We start from the raw sequence: 18257 nt of genomic DNA on the forward strand, positions 1-18257 counted from the left end.
ATTACCTACCTTTTCACTAACGCATTCTTATACGATAATTAGTCTTATAAGGCATTAGGGCTGATGAATTGGACTTATCACATTCCAAAATCATCTAACCCCCTTCACTCCATTATAACACTTCCACTAGGCAAGAGTCAGAATATTTGTGCATTTTCTGCAAAAAGAAAAAGCCTTTTCAGGCTTCTTTAAATATAATCTTTTTGAGACTTCCTTTAAGTGAGTACGGACGTCAGCGACCTTCTTCGAAGTTCCATGACTAATTTTTGAGCCTAAAGTCTCAAAAATTCCGAGTGGCTGGTACTAAAAAGATTCAGCCACTTTTCTCACAACAGGAAGTCTCATCTAGCTTTATTTAATTACTTCTTGAAGAATTTATTTGTATTTATTGCCACGATTGATAAATCACTTAAGGCTAAATTATACTTTTTTTCTAGTATGAGAATTGTTTATCACTCAATACCTAAATATTTTTTTGCAATACCATAAGAGTCTTCCAAATAGCTAGCTTTATTACTAATTCCGTCATTTACACCTGTAAAAATTGCACCAGATTTAGGTAAACCATTGTACTTATTGTATGCATGCATTGAGTAGCTACCACCTTCACCAAAATCAAATGTAAAATCAATCGCTGTATTCATATCTCCTGTATAAGAAGCAGTAGTGACTACTGCACTCTCTTCATTATCATATTTTGTTATCTCAAAAATTTGATGATTTTGGGTATCTAAAACATAAAACTTTTTATAATCATAAAAATCAATCTTATATGCAATATGATTTTTATTATAATCATCTATCTTCTGTTTTTCTCTAGCTGCATTTTCTGATGCTGCTATGCTTGATGATGCACTAGCTTCTTCAGAAGATTCAATTCTTTCAATTACCTTTTTATTCTGATGTAATGTTATGTATTTAACTCGATTCTTTTTACCATTTTTTAAATCAAGTCTAATTTTAGAATCATTCTTATCTTTCAGTTTAAATGACATACTGAATTTACCATCGTCTTTTGCATCTATACTCTGTTCATCTGAAGATGATATTTGTGTTCCCTTTTCTGTAATACCATTAACCTCAACATTGCCATTTTCATCAGCCGTAAACTCTCTATCGAGTTCCAATTTTAGAATTTTCTGATCTCTATTTGAATATGTATGATAAGTTATAGTAACTTTGTCATTCTTTGAAAAAGATGCTCCCTTTTTAAAATTCGTAGTCTTTCCTACTTGAACTTCTTCTACTTCTCCATCGAAATGTACAAATCCAAAAATAAGATCTTCATCTTTCTTGACTACAACATCTGTAAATCCTGCTTTTTTAAAATCAGTCACTAAATCATCATAATACTCTTCATCTAAGTTTTTAGAAGATATAGGAGTCTTTACTTCATTTTCAACTTTCGAATCTGCATTAACATGCGCCACTGCTATCGAAAAAATTATAAGTAATGATAGAAAAGTCATACTACGTAATTTCATTATATTAAACTCCAAATTAATTTGATATCATCAGTATATTTTAAAAGAAATAAAGTGTCAACGTATTCTTTAATTTTTATTTAATTTTAATATTTTGCTTATTTAAGGACTTTTTATTATTTGAGTAAAGTATGTATCAAATAATAAATTAGAGTTTGACAAAAAGAAAAAGCCTTTTCAGGCTTCTCCTCTTATTGTTCGAAAGTTTGTTGAGCGATGAGCTTATTATAGTTTTCTTCATCTTCTTGGTTATCACGGACAACCTTAGATACTGTAAATGAAGATGAAATCAAACCAACACATCCCATGAGGTAGTAACCCTTAACCATCAAAGGCTCTTTAAGGGTATAGAGGCCTACCAACATCAAGATTACGAAGAAGGCAAATGATCCCCATGCCATCATGTTGAAAGATGTTGTGTTACGATACACTTTTTTCTTTACTTTGTTCATAAAGTTAGTCTCCTTTTATATACTAAGACTATTATACCAACAATGTAAGCCTTTCACAGCTCAAAACATGAAAAGGTTCTCATCATCCCTTAACCTTCCAATTGTTCTGATAGGGCACTCCACTCTTCCATCAGAGCTTCTTGATTGACTGATAAGTCATCCAGCTCTTTCTGTAAGTCAGACAATTCTGCCACGTCATTTGTTTCAAGCATGGCAGCAGAGATTTCCTCCAATCGTTCTTCAATCGTCTCTAACTCATTTTCAATTTGCTCAATGCGTCGGCTTAATTTACGCATCTCTTTTTGATTGGCTTTTTGAGCTTGATAATCACTAGCACCCGCTGAAGCTACTTGGACTTCCTCTGATACTTGATTTTCCTCTGCTTCAAGACGTGCTAACTCTTCAAGCTCCGCCTTTTTCTCAAGGTAGTAATCATAATCTCCAAGGTAAATAGTTGCCCCATCCTCAGAAATTTCCATCACTTTGGTTGCCACACGGTTGATAAAGTAACGGTCATGGCTGACAAAGAGAAGCGTTCCATCAAAGTCAATGAGGGCATTTTCCAAGACTTCCTTACTATCAATGTCCAAGTGGTTGGTCGGCTCATCTAGGATGAGGAAGTTGTTGTTTTCCATTGATAATTTAGCTAGGAGCAGACGAGCTTTCTCACCACCAGAAAGCATGGAAACCGACTTTTTGACATCATCACCTGAGAAGAGAAAGGCTCCCAGACGGTTACGAATCTCAACTTCAGGAGTTGTCGCAAAATCATTCCACAACTCATCAAGGACTGTGTTCGACGGTGTCAAGGCAGATTGGGTTTGATCATAATACCCCACTTCAACATTAGCACCATAGGTTGACGTTCCCTTGATAAAAGGCAATTTACCCACTACCGACTTGATAAAGGTTGTTTTCCCGATACCATTTGGACCAACGATGGCAATGGCATCCATCTTCTTAACATCCAGGGAAATAGGCTCTGAGAGAATCTCATCGTCATAACCGATAGCAGCATCCTTAACTGTCAAGACCACATTCCCAGAGACCTTATCCGCATGAAAAGTCATATTAGCTGACTTCTGGCCTTCTGTTGGCTTATCCAGACGTTCCATTTTCTCTAGCTGTTTACGACGGGCTTGAGCACGCTTAGTTGTAGAAGCACGGACAATATTACGATTAACAAAGTCCTCCAACTTAGCTATTTCCTTTTGTTGTTTTTCGAAGTTCTTTGCTTCAGTGGCCAACTTTTCAGCCTTAAGGTCCATGAATTTTGAATAGTTTCCGACATAACGATCTAAACTATGTTTGGTCAAATCCAGGGTTACTGTCGCCACCTTATCCAAAAAATAACGGTCGTGACTGACAATGACTAGAGCTCCCTGATAATTGACCAGGTAATTCTCCAACCAGGCAATGGTTTCGATATCCAAGTGGTTAGTCGGTTCATCCAGTACCAAGAGTTCAGGCTTCTCAAGCAGCATTTTCGCCAAAGCTAAGCGCGTGTTTTGCCCTCCAGAAAGATCTGAAATAGGCATCTCCCACATGCTTTCATCAAACTTAAAACCATTGAGAATGGCTCTGATATCAGATTCATAGGTAAAACCACCTCGCTGTCTGAAATCCTCAGAAAGGCGATCGTAGTCAGTCATTAACTTGTCCAAGTCTGACCCAGTTAACTCAGCCATCTTCATTTCCATGTCACGAAGGCGTTTTTCGTCTGCACGAAGACCTGCAAAAACATTTAACATTTCCGCATAGATGGTATTGCTAGACTCAAAGCGACTATCCTGAGCTAAGTAAGACAAATTCAAATCACGTTTTGTGTTGATTTCACCACTTGTCGGCGCTTCCTCTCCAACCAAAATTTTCAATAGGGTTGATTTCCCAGCACCGTTACGTCCAACAAGGGCAATACGATCGCGTTCATCTACCTGAATATTAATATTATCAAAGAGCACATCCCCTGAGAAAGAGCGCTCAATCTTGTTTCCTTGTAAAATAATCATAACGTTTCAATTATACCAAAAAAGCCAAGCTCCTGCTTAGACTTTCTGACTTTCTTTCAAAATGCTTGCTACCTTAGTATTAATCAAATCGATAGCAACAGTATTTGTGACACCTTCAGGAATCACCACATCTGCGTAGCGTTTCGTAGGTTCGATAAACTGGTGGTACATAGGTTTAACCACACTGATATATTGCTCAATAATACTATCCAAGCTACGGCCACGCTCTTCCATGTCACGCTTGATACGACGGATAATACGAATGTCATCATCAGTATCTACAAAAAGCTTGATATCCATCAAATCACGCAAGCGTTTATCCTCAAGTACCAAAATCCCTTCAACAATGAAGACGTCCTGTGGTTCCTGACGATAAGTCTTTTCACTACGAGTGTGTTGGGTGTAGTCATAAATCGGAATATCCACTGGACGCCCAGCAATCAGCTCATTGATGTGTTCAATCATAAGATCTGTATCGAAGGCAAAGGGATGGTCGTAGTTAGTTGATACACGCTCTTCAAAAGTCAAATGTGACTGATCCTTATAATAAGAATCATGCTCAATCATAGCAATTTTCTCATCTGGAAAATTTGATAGAATGGCACGAGAAACACTGGTCTTACCTCCACCAGAGCCACCCGTAACCCCAATAATAATCGGTTTTTTAGGCATGGTAAATTCCTATCTAATATAGTCTTTCTTATTTATTCTACACTAAATCATGATATAATAAAAGCAAATCCATATAGAAAATGAGACTTTTATGTTTAAAAACTTTCCTGAACAATGGCAAGACCTCCTTAAAGAAAAAGGAATCACTACAGAGACTGCCATTCAAAAAGAACTCTTTGCACCAATCACTGAAGGAGACAATATCCTAGGTATCAGTCCTACAGGAACAGGTAAGACTCTAGCCTACCTTCTCCCATTGCTCCTCTCACTCAAGCCCAAAAAATCTCAGCAATTGCTTATCCTAGCACCCAATTCAGAGCTTGCTGGACAGATTTTTGATGTGACCAAACAATGGGCTGAGCCACTAGGACTCACTGCCCAACTCTTCCTTTCTGGCTCTAGTCAAAAGAGACAAATTGAACGCCTGAAGAAAGGACCGGAAATTCTCATCGGAACACCTGGCCGTGTCTTTGAGCTGATTAAACTCAAAAAGATCAAGATGATGAATGTCAACACCATCGTCCTAGATGAATTTGATGAGCTTCTCAGTGATAGCCAATACCACTTTGTGACAAAAATCAGCCACCATGTTCCTCGTGACCATCAAATGATCTATATTTCGGCAACCAACAAAATTGATGATCAAAATCTTGTCGAAAATACCATCGTTTATGACCTATCTGATCAAGAACTTGACACCATCAAACATTATTTTATCAGTGTTGATAAACGCAACCGTGTCGAACTTCTCCGTAAGTTCTCCAATATACCTGACTTCCGTAGTCTTGTCTTTTTTAACAGTCTATCTGACCTTGGGGCTACTGAAGAACGCCTCCAATTTAACGGGGCTTCAGCGGTATCATTAGCTAGTGACATCAACGTCAAATTCCGTAAAGTTATCTTGGAAAAATTCAAGAATCATGAGATTTCACTCTTACTAGGTACTGACCTCTTGGCACGCGGCATCGATATTGAAAATCTAGAGGTAGTCATCAACTTCGATATTCCTCGAGATCGCGAAGCCTATACTCACCGTGCAGGACGTACTGGTCGTATGGGAAATGAAGGCAGCGTCATTAGCTTTGTAACCCATCCAGAAGACCTCAAAAAACTTAAAAAATTCGCCAAAGTTTCAGAACTGGTTCTTAAAAATCAAGAACTTCACGAAAAATAAGGCATTACAAAAGCACTTCAGTTTACTCTGAAGTGCTTTTAACATATACAGACTAGGCTTTTTTACCAAAGTCCTCAATCATTTGTTCCATTTCCTCACGACTTGGAGTTGTCAACATATAGAGGAAGTCACCTTGCAACTCTGCAAAGGCTGCAGGCATGATTTTCTTAACTTTAAGTTGTTCACGATACTTATCAAAAAGTTCTTCTTCTGAATAAGCATAGTGAGAGCTTGCACGACGTGAAGTCGCCAAACAGTAAAGTGGCTCAAACTGAGAAGCTGGGAATGGTTCGCCAGCAACGATATCCGCATACCCCTTGTACAAATCGAAAGAGTGAGCATAGTTATACACGTCGATTGTGAAACCACCTGCTGGACGGTTGTTATATTCAATAGCAATATAATCGTCACCATCACGGAAGAACTCAATATGGAAGAAACGTTCCTTCATACCAAATTCTTTGACAATTGCCTCACCATACTTACGTAACTTAGGATCCATTTCCTTAAGAACGTAGTAAGAATTATCCATCTTGTAAATCATCAAGTCAAGTGGTGTGTGGGCATAATCAAAAGTTGTCGAGAAGACAATATTACCATCATGATCAATCAAACCATCGAAAGTACAGATTTCGCTTGAAGTTACAAATTTTTCAAAGAAATAAACTGTTTCATGATCCCACTCAGCCTTAAAGTGATTGATATCATCTTCTGTTTCAAGTTTGAAGGTTGCAGCTGCACCAACCCCATTATCTGGCTTAGCAATCATTGGAAGACCGATTTCTTTCACAGCTTTATCCACATCTTCATCAGTTTTAATGACAGCACCAGGTACAACTGGAACTCCAGCTTTTTGGAAGAGTTTTTTCATTTCAGACTTAAATTTAGTCTTCTTAAGATCTTCTGGCTTAGCACCAAAAACATTGAACTGTTCACGAAGAGCAGCATCCAATTCCAACCAGTATTCGTTATGAGATTCGATTCGGTCAATTGATCCGTGTTTATAGAAAAGAAAGGCTACCGCACGTTTAACTTCATCCAAGTTTTCCAGATTGTCTACACGGAAGTACTCAGTCAAAGCCTCTTTCAAAGGTTGATCCAATTGTTCATAAGGCTCTTGACCAATACCAAGAACAGTGATGCCCTTATTAGCAAGTTCAACTGTAAACTGTTGGAAGTTTTGTGGATAGTATGGTGAAATAACAAGATAATTCATTAGTAATTCCTCTTTTATAGTTATTTAGATAGGATGGACAAAGAAATTATAGGTTCATATTGTCAAGGAAATAAGGCATTTGTTTACGCCACCATTCCCAATCGTGAGCGACATCATGACCCCACTCAGAGAACCAAGCTGGAATATTCTTTTGTTCAAAGGCTTCCTTGAGTTTATAGTAAGATGGAAGACCATCTTGTTCCCAAGCACCAAGACCTGTACATACGATGATCTCAGCTTGACGGTAGCGGTCGATAAACCAACCATCATTTTGGTTCCAGATATAATCTGATGGGGAATTTTGGTAAATAGCTTCGTCCCCTCCAAACTCACCCACAAAGAAACGAGCATCGTAGACACCACTAAGGGCTACTACTTTATTGAAAACATCAGGGTGTTGCAAGAAGAAATTAAGCGCATGGTATGCCCCCATTGAACAACCTGTTGTCATCATTGGATCAAACCAACCAGTTTTGTGTTTGATAAATGGAATAGCTTCTTCAATAACATAACGTTCATAAGCGCGATGCATTTCAGCACGATCATGTGGGTTTTTCCAATCACAAAGCCAGCTTTCACTATCAACACTTGAAAGTGTAAAGAATTGTACGCGTCCTTCTTCGATAAAACGTGCACAAGCATCAATCATACCAAAGTCATAGTATTCGTTATGGCTACCACCTGATGAGGCAAAAACCACAACAGGGATACCAGCGTGCCCATAACGGTTAACATACATTTCACGGTTAAGTTGACCACTCCAGTGGCTAAGATGTTCGATATTCATATTTATATTCCTTTTCCTAAATAAAATTAATTTGCATTAATAAAGACTAGTCCCATTTTTCAGCGAAAAAGCGAAGACAGTCTGGTAAATTCTCAGCCCAAGCTTCTTCATTGTGTTCAGCACCAGATTGAATGTGAATCTTGATATTTTCCAAATCAACCCCACGAGCAATCAAATCATGATAATAGCTCAATGAAGAGTCTATATAAGCCTGCTTAATATTACCAGCCATCAAGGTCTTGTCAGTATCATCAGCTTCCTCAGTTCCTACATATATGTAGACACGTTGATCTGAATCGAGCTTTTGACGCGACATGTAACGATCAAAAGCATCCTGATGCAGCCAGTTAGCTGAAGAAAATACCCCTAGACAACCAATCTGCTCCTTATAATCAAGCCCCATAAACTGAGTGATATTACCACCGAGAGATGAACCAATCATAGCTGTATGCTGACGGTCAGAGAGAGTACGGTATTCCTTATCAATAAAGGGTTTAACCACATCCATGACAAACTCTGCATACTCTACACCCTTACCTCCGAACTGGACACCAGGGATATTAGATTCTTGGTACTTCCACGCTGAATACTCATTCATACGGCCAGGACCATCATTATCAATGGCTACAACAATCATGCGCGAAATATCAGGATTACGCTTGATTGTTGGGATAATCTTCCAAGAATAGCCAGAAAACGACTCCTTACTATAAAGAACATTCTGACCATCATGGAAATACACGACAGGGTAAGAACGATCTGTATCCGTTTCATAGTTCTTAGGTAGAAGAACACGCACACGACGAAGTTGACCAGTGTATGGTACCTCTAACTCATGCGTCTTCATAACCAAGTAAAAATAAGATTTATTCATTGTCAGAAAACTCTCTATATTCGAAATTTAGTTCTATTATACCATATTTTAAAAGAAAAAGAGCCCCTATTATTGGGACTCTTTACACTTTTTTAATGATTGAATAGCTACACTCTTAGTAGTTTGCGATATCAAATACTGTTGATTTCACACGAGTCATAGCTTCGATAGAGTATTTCACACCTTGAGTTCCGGCACCAGATCCTTTAACACCAAGGAATGGGAAGTTATCTGTACCACGTTGTGTTTTGTTGTTGATGTGAACTGTACCAACTTCAAGTTGTTCAGCAATTGCAAATGCACGTGGGTAGTCTTGTGTGAAGACAGCACCTTGAAGTCCAAATTCAGATTCGTTAGAAATCTTGATTGCTTCTTCAACTGAAGATACACGGATGAATGGCAATACTGGACCAAATGGTTCTTCCCAAGCAAGACGCATATCAGTTGTTACATGGTCAAAGACTGCTGGGTAAATAAGGTTACCTTCACGTTTCAATTCAGTTTTAGCAGTAGCACCTTGTTCAACGGCATCATCAATCAAACCTTGAACGAAATCAGCAGCTTTTGTATCGATAAGCGGTGTAACGCTTGCGCTTTCTTCAGGCATACCAACAGTGATATTACCTACCAAAGCAGTTACTTTTTCTACCAATTCATCTGCAACGCTATCCATTACAAGGACACGTTTGATAGCTGTACAACGTTGACCTGAATAGTCAAAGGCACCAGCAACAATGTTTTTAGCAGTCAAGTCAAGATCAGCATCTTCAAGAACGATAGCGGCATCTTTACCACCAAGTTCAAGCATGATTGGACGCATAGCTGCCAAACGACCGATGTTTTCACCAACTGGTGTTGAACCTGTGAAGTTGATGAAATCAACTGCTTTGTGTTCAACGATGTAGTCACCGATAACAGAACCACGACCTGTGATAGAGTTCAAGACACCTGCAGGGATACCAGCTTCAACAAATGCTTCAACCAAAAGAAGACCTGAGATAGAACCTTGTGTTGGTGGTTTGAAGGCAACAACGTCACCAGCAATCAAGGCAGGAGCAATTTTAGAACCAGCCAAGTTTACTGGATAGTTAAATGGTGAAATAGCAAGGACAAGACCTACTGGTTCGCGACGAACAACAGCGATTTTTTTCTTGCTACCAGCGTCAAAGGCACCACCTTCAAGTACTTCACCTTCTAAACGCAAACCTTCTTCAGCTGCATAGTGGATGATTTCAGCAGTACGAACAACTTCACCGATTGCTGATTTCAAACCTTTAGAGATTTCTTTAGAAAGAACTTGACCGATCTTTTCTGCATCACGTTCCAAGATATCTGCTGCTTTATGAAGGTATGCTGCACGTTCAGCATATGAAAGCGCACGCCATGCTGGGAGTGCTGCTTTAGCTGCTGCGTAGACTTCGTCTACTTCAGCTTGACTCATTGCTGGAACTGATCCAAGTTCCTCACCGTTTGCAGGTGCATAGATAGTAATTTCGTTTTCAGATGTTTTCCACTCACCATTGACATAGTTTTTGTATTGTTTAGCCAAGATAGTAACTCCTTTTATCTATTATAAGACCTATTTTATCATTTTTTTAGAAATATTCCAAGATTTAAACGAGAATTATTCAGAAAATTTTGACAAAAAATAGTTAAAATTATTAACCTAGGTTAGCCGTATTCTACTCCTAACTAAAGAATGAGTCAATTATTTTGTCTCCGTTTAGATATAAAAAAAGTGAAAGCCTAAGCCTCCACTTTTTATGATTAGTCTACGTTAACGTATTCTTTTGAAAGTTCAAGAACTTCTTCCATTGTTGCACATTCAGTAAGAGCACGGTTAGCGTATTCTTCCATTTTAGCTGTGTCAAGTTTCTTCATCAAGCTACGTGTACGAAGAACAGATGTCGCTGACATTGAGAACTCATCCAAGCCCATTCCAACAAGAAGTGGAACAGAAGTTTGGTCACCGGCCATTTCACCACACATACCAGCCCATTTACCTTCAGCATGAGCCGCTTTGATAACATTGTTAATCAAACGAAGGATTGATGGGTTATACGGTTGGTAAAGGTATGAAACTTGTTCGTTCATACGGTCAGCAGCCATTGTGTATTGGATAAGGTCGTTTGTACCGATTGAGAAGAAATCAACTTCCTTAGCAAATTGGTCAGCAAGCATAGCTGCAGCTGGGATTTCAATCATGATACCTACTTCGATATCGTCTGCAACGGCAACACCTTCAGCAACCAATTTAGCTTTTTCTTCTTCAAGAATACCTTTAGCAGTACGGAACTCCGTCAACAAAGCAACCATTGGGAACATGATACGCAATTTACCGTGAACAGATGCACGAAGCAATGCACGCAATTGTGTACGGAACATTTGATTACCAGTTTCAGAGATAGAAATACGCAAAGCACGGTAACCCAAGAATGGGTTCATTTCTTTAGGAAGATCGAAGTAAGGGAGTTCTTTATCCCCACCGATATCCATTGTACGAACGACAACAGGTTTACCGTTCATACCTTCAAGAACTGCTTTGTATGCTTCATATTGGTCATCTTCAGTTGGGAAATCTTGAGAATCCATATACAAGAATTCTGTACGATAGAGACCAACAGCTTCTGCACCGTTATCATTTACACCTTCAACGTCTTTAGGTGTACCGATGTTAGCAGCCAATTCGAAATGTTTTCCATCAGCAGTAACTGTTTGAGCATCTTTAAGGAGAGCCCATTCAGCTTTTTGTTTAGCGTAAGCTTCACCAGCTGCTTTGAACTCAGCAATTTGCTCTTCAGTTGGGTTGATAACAACTTCGCCAGTAATACCTGAAACAGCCAAAACATCACCATCTTTGACAAGTTCTGTGATGTTATTTGTTCCAAGAACGGCTGCGATTTCAAGTGTACGCGCCATGATAGCTGAGTGACTTGTACGTCCACCGATGTTAGTAACAAAGGCTTTTACGTACTTTTTGTTCAACTGAGCTGTATCAGATGGTGTCAAGTCATGAGCAACAACGATTGATTCTTCGTTGATTGTTGCTGGGTTAGGCAATTTCTTACCAAGCAAGTTAGCAAGCACACGTTTTGTAACGTCACGAATATCCGCTGCACGTTCTTGCATGTATGGGTTGTCTTCCATACCTTCAAAAATAGCGATAAACATGTCTGTTACTTCTGTCAAAGCAGCTTCAGCATTAACTTGTTTAGCACGGATAGTTTCTTTAATTTGACCAGTCATTTCTGGGTCAGCAAGAACCATCAAGTGAGCGTCAAAAACGGCTGCCGCTTCTTCACCAAGGCTTTCAACTGCTTTTTCACGGATAACAGAAAGCTCGTCTTGTGACGCCGCTAGAGCAGCATCTAGACGAGCCTCTTCTGCACTTGTATCTTCAACTGTTACAGTTTCAAATGACAAGTCCGGTTGAACAAGCAGATATGCCTTAGCAACTGCAACACCATCAGATGCTGCGATTCCTTTTAGCATTTCTGTCATATTCTTATGCCAATCCTTCTTTTGTCATTGTTTCTGCGATTGCTGCGATTGCATCATCAGCATCAGCACCTTCTGCAGAGATAGTTACGTCAGCACCTTGACCAACACCAAGGCTCATAACACCCATGATTGATTTAAGGTTAACTGCTTTACCTTTGTAGTCAAGAGTGATATCTGAAGCAAATTTGCTAGCTGTTTGAACAAGCAAAGTAGCTGGACGTGCGTGGATACCTGTTTCTGCAACAATGTGGAAATCTTTAGAAGCCATAATGGATTCTCCTTCTTAGTTTGGAATATTTGAGTTATCAATGATAACCCTTACAATTTAGAATTATAACATAGCTAATTGAGATTATCAAGGTTAAAACGTACTTTCTACAAGTTTTTCAAAAGCCTGTCTCTCATTTTACTGCTCATTTTCATTTTTTAAAACATAAGCAAATACTAGTCTCTAGTTATTTACAACATTTTCAGAAAATTTCTTTCATGGTGTTTTCAATCGTTAATTTTCATTTTCGAGCAAAAACAATCACATAATTGAAAGAATTTGATTGCTAAAGGCACTCGTTGAATAAGCTTGTTTTCCAAATGCTAAGTCAGCTGTAAAGATATCAGCTTTAAATGTCTTTTCAATAGTACTTGTAATCAGTTGAGCTGCCTCAGTCCAACCAATATAATCTAGAAGCATGCAGCCAGATAATAGAACTGAGCAAGGATTAGCCTTATCTTGATCTGCGATATCCGGAGCTGTTCCATGTGTTGCTTCAAAAATAGCATGGCCTGTTTGATAGTTAATGTTGGCTCCAGGGGAAATGCCGATACCGCCAACTTGTGCAGCTAAGGCGTCACTGGCATAATCACCATTCAAGTTGGTTAAGGCAACAACATCAAATTTTTCTGGATTTAAAAGAATCTGTTGTAGAAAGTTATCCGCGATTATATCATTAATCTCTAAACGACCAGTCAGCAATTCTTCTTTATATTCTTCCTGAGCCACTTCATAACCCCATTTACGGAAGCCACCTTCTGTAAATTTTTGAATATTCCCCTTATGAACCAAGGTCACTTTTTTTAGATTGTTCTTGAGAGCATAGTCAATAGCCGAGCGAATGAGACGTTTACTTCCTTCTATTGAAATCGGCTTGATTCCGATGCTACTTGATTCTGGGAAGCGAATTTTACTAACATTCATTTCTGTTTGGAGAAACTCAATCACGCGCTTAACATCTGCTGTTCCCGCTTCCCATTCAATTCCCGCATAAATATCTTCAGTATTTTCACGAAAAATAGTAATATTCGTTTTTTCTGGTTCCTTAAGCGGACTTGCTACTCCTTCAAAGTAACGAACCGGTCTAACACAAGCGTAGAGATCAAGTTCTTGACGTAAAGCTACATTTAAAGAACGAATCCCTCCACCTACTGGCGTCTCAAGCGGACCCTTAATAGCAACTAAACTTTCTCGAATAGTCTCCAATGTTTTTTTCGGCAACCATTCTCCTGTTTTATCATAAGCCTTCTTACCAGCTAGGAGCTCTTGCCACTCAATATGACGCTTTCCTTCATAGGCTACTTCTACTGCTTTATCAAAGATTGCTTGGGCATTCTTCCAGATATCATGTCCAACACCATCCCCTTCAATAAAAGGGATAATTGGACTATCAGAAACTTGAAGTTGTCCATTTGTCATTACGATTTTTTCTGCCATATAGCTTTCCTCCCTAGCGTTTTTCTAAAGGAATATAGGTCATATTTTCTTGTCCAATATACTGTGAGCGAGGACGAATCAATTTGTTATTTTTTTGCTGCTCTTGAATATGAGCAATCCAGCCGGCAACACGACTCATTGCAAAGATAAGTGTGAAGATATCGCTGTCAATTCCTAGAGTATGGTATACGGTGGCTGAATAGAAGTCTACATTGGGAATTAATCCCTTCTTATCTTTCATGAACTCTTCAATTTCTTGAGACATATTAAAGAATTCTTCATTCTCGGTACCCTCTGTCAACTTTTTAGCCATATCTCTTAAGAAAATTTCACGAGGATCCTGTTTCTTGTATACACGGTGCCCAAATCCCATGATTTTCTCTTTAGAGTCAAGTTTTTCCTGCAAGTAAGCATAAACATCACCTGATTCGCGGATTTCTTTAAGCATATCAAAGACGCGTTCATTAGCCCCACCATGCAGAGGACCTTTTAGAGCACCAATAGCTGTTGTAACACAAGAATAAATATCTGTCAGAGTCGAAGCACAAACACGCGCTGCAAAAGTTGAAGCATTCAACTCATGATCAGCATGTAAAATTAAGGCCTTATTCATAGCCTCAACTTCAATTTCAGAAGGTTCAACACCATTCAGCATGTAAAGAAAATTAGCAGCAAAACCTAAATCTTCTCTTGGTTTGAGGGGCATTTTACCAGTGCGTAAGCGTGCAAAAGTCGTAATAATTGTTGGCAATTTAGCCATCAATTCAATACTTTGCTGATAAACGGCTTCCATGGATTTCTCCTCAGCATCCACATTGTATACCCCAAGAAGTGAAACTGTTGAACGTAAAACACTCATTGGGTGCAAATGTGGACGAGATTGGATAAGAATACATTGTTCTACAGCATCTGAAATGTCATAGTTCTTACGCAACTCAGCTTCAAAATACTTGAGTTCCATTTGCGTAGGAAGATGGCCATTCCATAAGAGATAAATCACTTCCTCAAAAGACGCTTTATTTTCCATAAACTCGGAAATATCATATCCTGCATAGGATAAATGGTCATCAATAATAGATGAAATCCTAGTATTACAGGCAATCATATCCTTAAGTCCATTAATTTCAACTGTTGTCATATTAGGCTCCCTTCAATTTTTTTCTTACAACCATTGGTAAGATACCACCATTTTTATAGTAGCGAATATCAGCATCTGCATCGAAGCGTACCAAGGCTTTAAAGGTTTTGGTTTGTTCAGGTGTTGAAGCTGTAACAGTGATAACATCATGAACACCTGGTTTTTCTGAAAGATCAAAGCTAAAGGTCTCATGTCCTGTCAATCCAAGACTTTCAGCATTTTCCCCTTCCATAAATTGTACTGGTAAAATTCCCATCATAACTAGATTTGAACGGTGAATACGCTCAAAACTCTCAGCAAGCACTACTTTTACACCAAGGAGATTTGCACCTTTAGCAGCCCAGTCACGACTAGAGCCCATACCATAATCCTTACCAGCAATTACAAGCGTATCTTGATTAGCTTCTTTATATTTCATAGCAGCATTATATATAGGTAGAATATCACCATCATATTTAGTATATCCACCAATTTTTCCATCTGCTAGCTCATTCTTGATACGAATATTAGCAAAAGTTCCTCGCATCATGACTTCGTGATTTCCACGACGGCTACCATAAGAATTAAATTCTTGATAATCAACACCATTCTCAGTCAAATAACGAGCTGCTGGACTATTTCTGGCAATATTACCCGCTGGAGAAATATGGTCTGTTGTAACCGTATCTCCAAATTTAGCCAAAACCTTCAAATCATTCAATGGTTTAATACTCAAATCATCTCCTAAAGCATCAAAGTAAGGTGGGTTTTGAATATAGGTAGAGTTTTGATTCCATTTATAATTTTGACTTTGTTCAGTAGGAATCGCATTCCACTTCTCGCTATCAGAAAAGACACTGGCATATTCATCTTGGAAGAGTTGACGGGTGACGTATTTATCAACATAAGTCTCAATGTCATCACGAGATGGCATAATCTCCTCTAAATAAACAGCTTGACCATTGTCGTCAAAGCCTAGAGGCTCAGTTGTCAAATCAATATTCGTGTTACCAGCCAAGGCATAAGCAACAACCAATGGTGGACTAGCCAAGAAATTCGCTTTAACAAGTGGATTAATACGCCCTTCAAAATTACGATTTCCTGATAACACAGCACTCGCTAAGAGATCATTGTCTACAATAGCCTTAGCCACTTCAGGACGTAAATCTCCTGAGTTACCAATACAAGTTGTGCAACCATAACCTACCAAGTTAAAGCCAAGCTTATCTAGATAGGTTTGCAAGCCTGAAGCTTTGAGATAACCAGTAACAACCTTAGAACCCGGTGCCAAAGATGTCTTGACTGTTGGAGATACTTTTAATCCTTTCTCAACCGCTTTTTTGGCTAAAAGACCGGCTGCCATAAGAACGTAAGGATTTGAGGTATTGGTACATGATGTGATTGCTGCAATGGCAACATGACCTGTTTGAATTGTTTCTGAATGATCCTCAAAATCAACTTTTGCAGTTTTTGCTAACTCTTCATTATCCAAACCGAAACCACGGACACCTGCTTCACGTACCACTGCATCTTGAAATTCTTGCTTAGCATCAGATAAGAGAATCAAATCTTGTGGACGTTTAGGACCTGAGATAGAAGGTTTAATAGATGACAAATCGACTTCAACAATCTTAGTATACTTGGCTTCTTTACTTGGATCATAGAAAAGATGATTGGCTTTTGTATAGGCTTTAGTGACTTGGATATGTTCCTCATCACGATTAGTTAAACGCATGTAGTTAAGAGTCTCGTCATCAATAGGAAAATAACCACAAGTCGCACCATATTCCGGTGCCATATTAGCGACAGTAGCACGGTCAGCTAGAGATAAACTCTTCAAGCCAGGTCCAAAATACTCAACAAATTTACCAACCACATTTTCAGAACGAAGCACCTGAGTAATCTTGAGAGCCAAATCTGTTGCTGTGGCAATTTTAGGCAGCTCTCCTGTCAGATGTACACCAATAACCTCTGGAATTGGGAAATAAGACGCTTCACCTAGCATAGCTGCTTCAGCTTCAATTCCACCAACACCCCAACCAAGAACGCCAATACCATTAATCATAGTCGTGTGACTATCTGTACCAAACATAGAGTCAGGATATAGGAGCCCATCATTTTCAATAATGACATCACTCAAAAATTCAATATTAACCTGATGAATAATACCTGTTGCTGGTGGAACAGCACGGTAATTTTCAAAAGACTGTTCGGCCCACTTAAGAAACTCATAGCGCTCGTTATTACGTTTAAACTCTAGATTGATATTATCTTCAAGAGCAGTATCACATCCATATGAATCAACTTGGACAGAGTGGTCGATGACCAAATCTACTGGAATCTCGGGATTAATAAATTCGGCTTTACCACCATTAGCCACTATAGCATCACGCATGGAAGCTAAATCAACAACAACAGGAACCCCTGTAAAATCCTGTAAGATAACACGACTTGGTTTAAAAGGTACTTCAGAAACTGTTGGAAAATTCGGAAATTTTATTAGATCAGAAATGTGAGATTCCTTAACATCGACACCATCTTTTTTTCGAAGGAGACTTTCAAGTAGTATTCGAATGCTATAAGGTAGTTCTCCGACCTTAACATCATGAGATTTTGCTGCTTTTTCGAGATCATAGAAAGAGAATGTCTTACCATTTACAGTTAGATTTGAACAGTATTCTTGCATACTTGAACCTCCATTAGTTAAAAATTTTCTTTATTCTACACTGTTATTTTTGAAAAAACAAATAGAATCGGCATTTTGATGTTATATTACATAACATTTATAGTGAGATATTTCTTTTTTAGCCATTTTCATAAACAAATTCTATTCAATTTAGAGAACTTAAAAAAGCCTTTGAAACACAAGATATAGGGTTGTGTTTCAATACTAAACACAAAATATTGTATTTCCTTAAGATATTTAGCTTGATTTTTCCCAATATTTTGGGTATTCTATTAGAGTTGAAAAAGTGGCTCTCTTGGCCACTTAAAATCTTTTTATAAAGGAGTATTTGCAATGGCAAAGATTACATTGTTTTCTAAAAACAACTGCATGCAGTGTAAAATGACTAAAAAATTCTTGGAAAAGGAAGGTGCTGATTTCGAAGAAATCAACATTGATGAACAACCAGAAAAAATCGATTACGTAAAAAGTCTTGGTTTCACTGCTGCTCCAGTTATTGAAGCAGGCGATATCGTCTTTTCAGGTTTTCAACCGACTAAACTTAAAGAAATCCTTTAATTATCAAGTTTTTAAATAGAAA

General features: G+C 38.5%; 15 protein-coding genes. 2 read left to right on the forward strand and 13 right to left on the reverse strand.

Translation table 11 applies throughout. The features are described from left to right. Window positions 1-452: 452 nt before the first annotated feature. The 4 genes from H7T99_RS01455 to udk form a co-directional block, all read right to left on the reverse strand. Complete coding sequence (locus tag H7T99_RS01455; RefSeq protein ID WP_037600513.1) at window positions 453-1484, reverse strand: hypothetical protein; 1032 nt, start codon at window positions 1482-1484, stop codon at window positions 453-455. Window positions 1485-1675: 191 nt separating this feature from the next. Continuing rightward, window positions 1676-1936 carry a YiaA/YiaB family inner membrane protein gene (locus tag H7T99_RS01460; protein ID WP_002883990.1) on the reverse strand — a complete coding sequence of 87 codons (261 nt, stop codon included), beginning with the start codon at window positions 1934-1936 and terminating at the stop codon, window positions 1676-1678. An 89-nt stretch (window positions 1937-2025) separates the two neighbouring features. Beyond that, a complete protein-coding gene (locus H7T99_RS01465) occupies window positions 2026-3945 on the reverse strand; it encodes an ABC-F family ATP-binding cassette domain-containing protein (protein ID WP_037600964.1) in 1920 nt (639 codons plus the stop codon). A gap of 36 nt (window positions 3946-3981) precedes the next feature. Beyond that, window positions 3982-4617: a uridine kinase gene (udk, locus tag H7T99_RS01470; protein WP_037600961.1), complete on the reverse strand. Its 636-nt coding sequence runs from the start codon at window positions 4615-4617 to the stop codon at window positions 3982-3984. Between the two features lie 91 nt (window positions 4618-4708). On the opposite strand from udk, the gene H7T99_RS01475 reads away from it, so the two are divergent. Beyond that, on the forward strand, window positions 4709-5791 hold the full coding sequence (locus tag H7T99_RS01475; RefSeq protein ID WP_037600958.1) for a DEAD/DEAH box helicase: 1083 nt from the start codon (window positions 4709-4711) through the stop codon (window positions 5789-5791). Window positions 5792-5843: 52 nt separating this feature from the next. Here the strand turns inward: H7T99_RS01475 and H7T99_RS01480 are convergent, their stop codons facing one another. The 9 genes from H7T99_RS01480 to acnA form a co-directional block, all read right to left on the reverse strand. Beyond that, window positions 5844-7007 carry an ATP-grasp domain-containing protein gene (locus H7T99_RS01480; protein WP_037600955.1) on the reverse strand — a complete coding sequence of 388 codons (1164 nt, stop codon included), beginning with the start codon at window positions 7005-7007 and terminating at the stop codon, window positions 5844-5846. A 46-nt stretch (window positions 7008-7053) separates the two neighbouring features. Next, window positions 7054-7794: an esterase family protein gene (locus tag H7T99_RS01485; RefSeq protein WP_002884014.1), complete on the reverse strand. Its 741-nt coding sequence runs from the start codon at window positions 7792-7794 to the stop codon at window positions 7054-7056. Window positions 7795-7840: 46 nt separating this feature from the next. Beyond that, complete coding sequence (locus H7T99_RS01490; RefSeq protein WP_004182709.1) at window positions 7841-8668, reverse strand: alpha/beta hydrolase; 828 nt, start codon at window positions 8666-8668, stop codon at window positions 7841-7843. Between the two features lie 115 nt (window positions 8669-8783). Then, window positions 8784-10217, reverse strand: a complete 1434-nt coding sequence (locus H7T99_RS01495) for an NADP-dependent glyceraldehyde-3-phosphate dehydrogenase (protein WP_002890682.1) — start codon at window positions 10215-10217, stop codon at window positions 8784-8786. Between the two features lie 218 nt (window positions 10218-10435). Beyond that, complete coding sequence (gene ptsP, locus H7T99_RS01500) at window positions 10436-12169, reverse strand: phosphoenolpyruvate--protein phosphotransferase (RefSeq protein WP_037600952.1); 1734 nt, start codon at window positions 12167-12169, stop codon at window positions 10436-10438. 4 nt (window positions 12170-12173) lie between these two features. Continuing rightward, entirely contained in the window at window positions 12174-12437 is a 264-nt protein-coding gene (locus tag H7T99_RS01505) for a phosphocarrier protein HPr (RefSeq protein WP_002884015.1), read from the reverse strand. A gap of 261 nt (window positions 12438-12698) precedes the next feature. Next, entirely contained in the window at window positions 12699-13874 is a 1176-nt protein-coding gene (gene icd, locus H7T99_RS01510; RefSeq protein ID WP_037600949.1) for an NADP-dependent isocitrate dehydrogenase, read from the reverse strand. Window positions 13875-13887: 13 nt separating this feature from the next. Beyond that, window positions 13888-15012, reverse strand: coding sequence for a citrate synthase (locus H7T99_RS01515; RefSeq protein ID WP_002890679.1), 1125 nt, complete (start codon window positions 15010-15012; stop codon window positions 13888-13890). A gap of 1 nt (window position 15013) precedes the next feature. Next, window positions 15014-17677: an aconitate hydratase AcnA gene (gene acnA / locus H7T99_RS01520; protein ID WP_037600946.1), complete on the reverse strand. Its 2664-nt coding sequence runs from the start codon at window positions 17675-17677 to the stop codon at window positions 15014-15016. A gap of 333 nt (window positions 17678-18010) precedes the next feature. Between acnA and nrdH the strand changes: the two genes are divergently transcribed. After that, on the forward strand, window positions 18011-18235 hold the full coding sequence (gene nrdH / locus H7T99_RS01525) for a glutaredoxin-like protein NrdH (protein ID WP_004182714.1): 225 nt from the start codon (window positions 18011-18013) through the stop codon (window positions 18233-18235). Window positions 18236-18257: the final 22 nt, after the last annotated feature.

The organism is Streptococcus sp. 17.1, assembly GCF_016648655.1.
In the GTDB taxonomy this organism is placed as follows: domain Bacteria; phylum Bacillota; class Bacilli; order Lactobacillales; family Streptococcaceae; genus Streptococcus; species Streptococcus salivarius_E.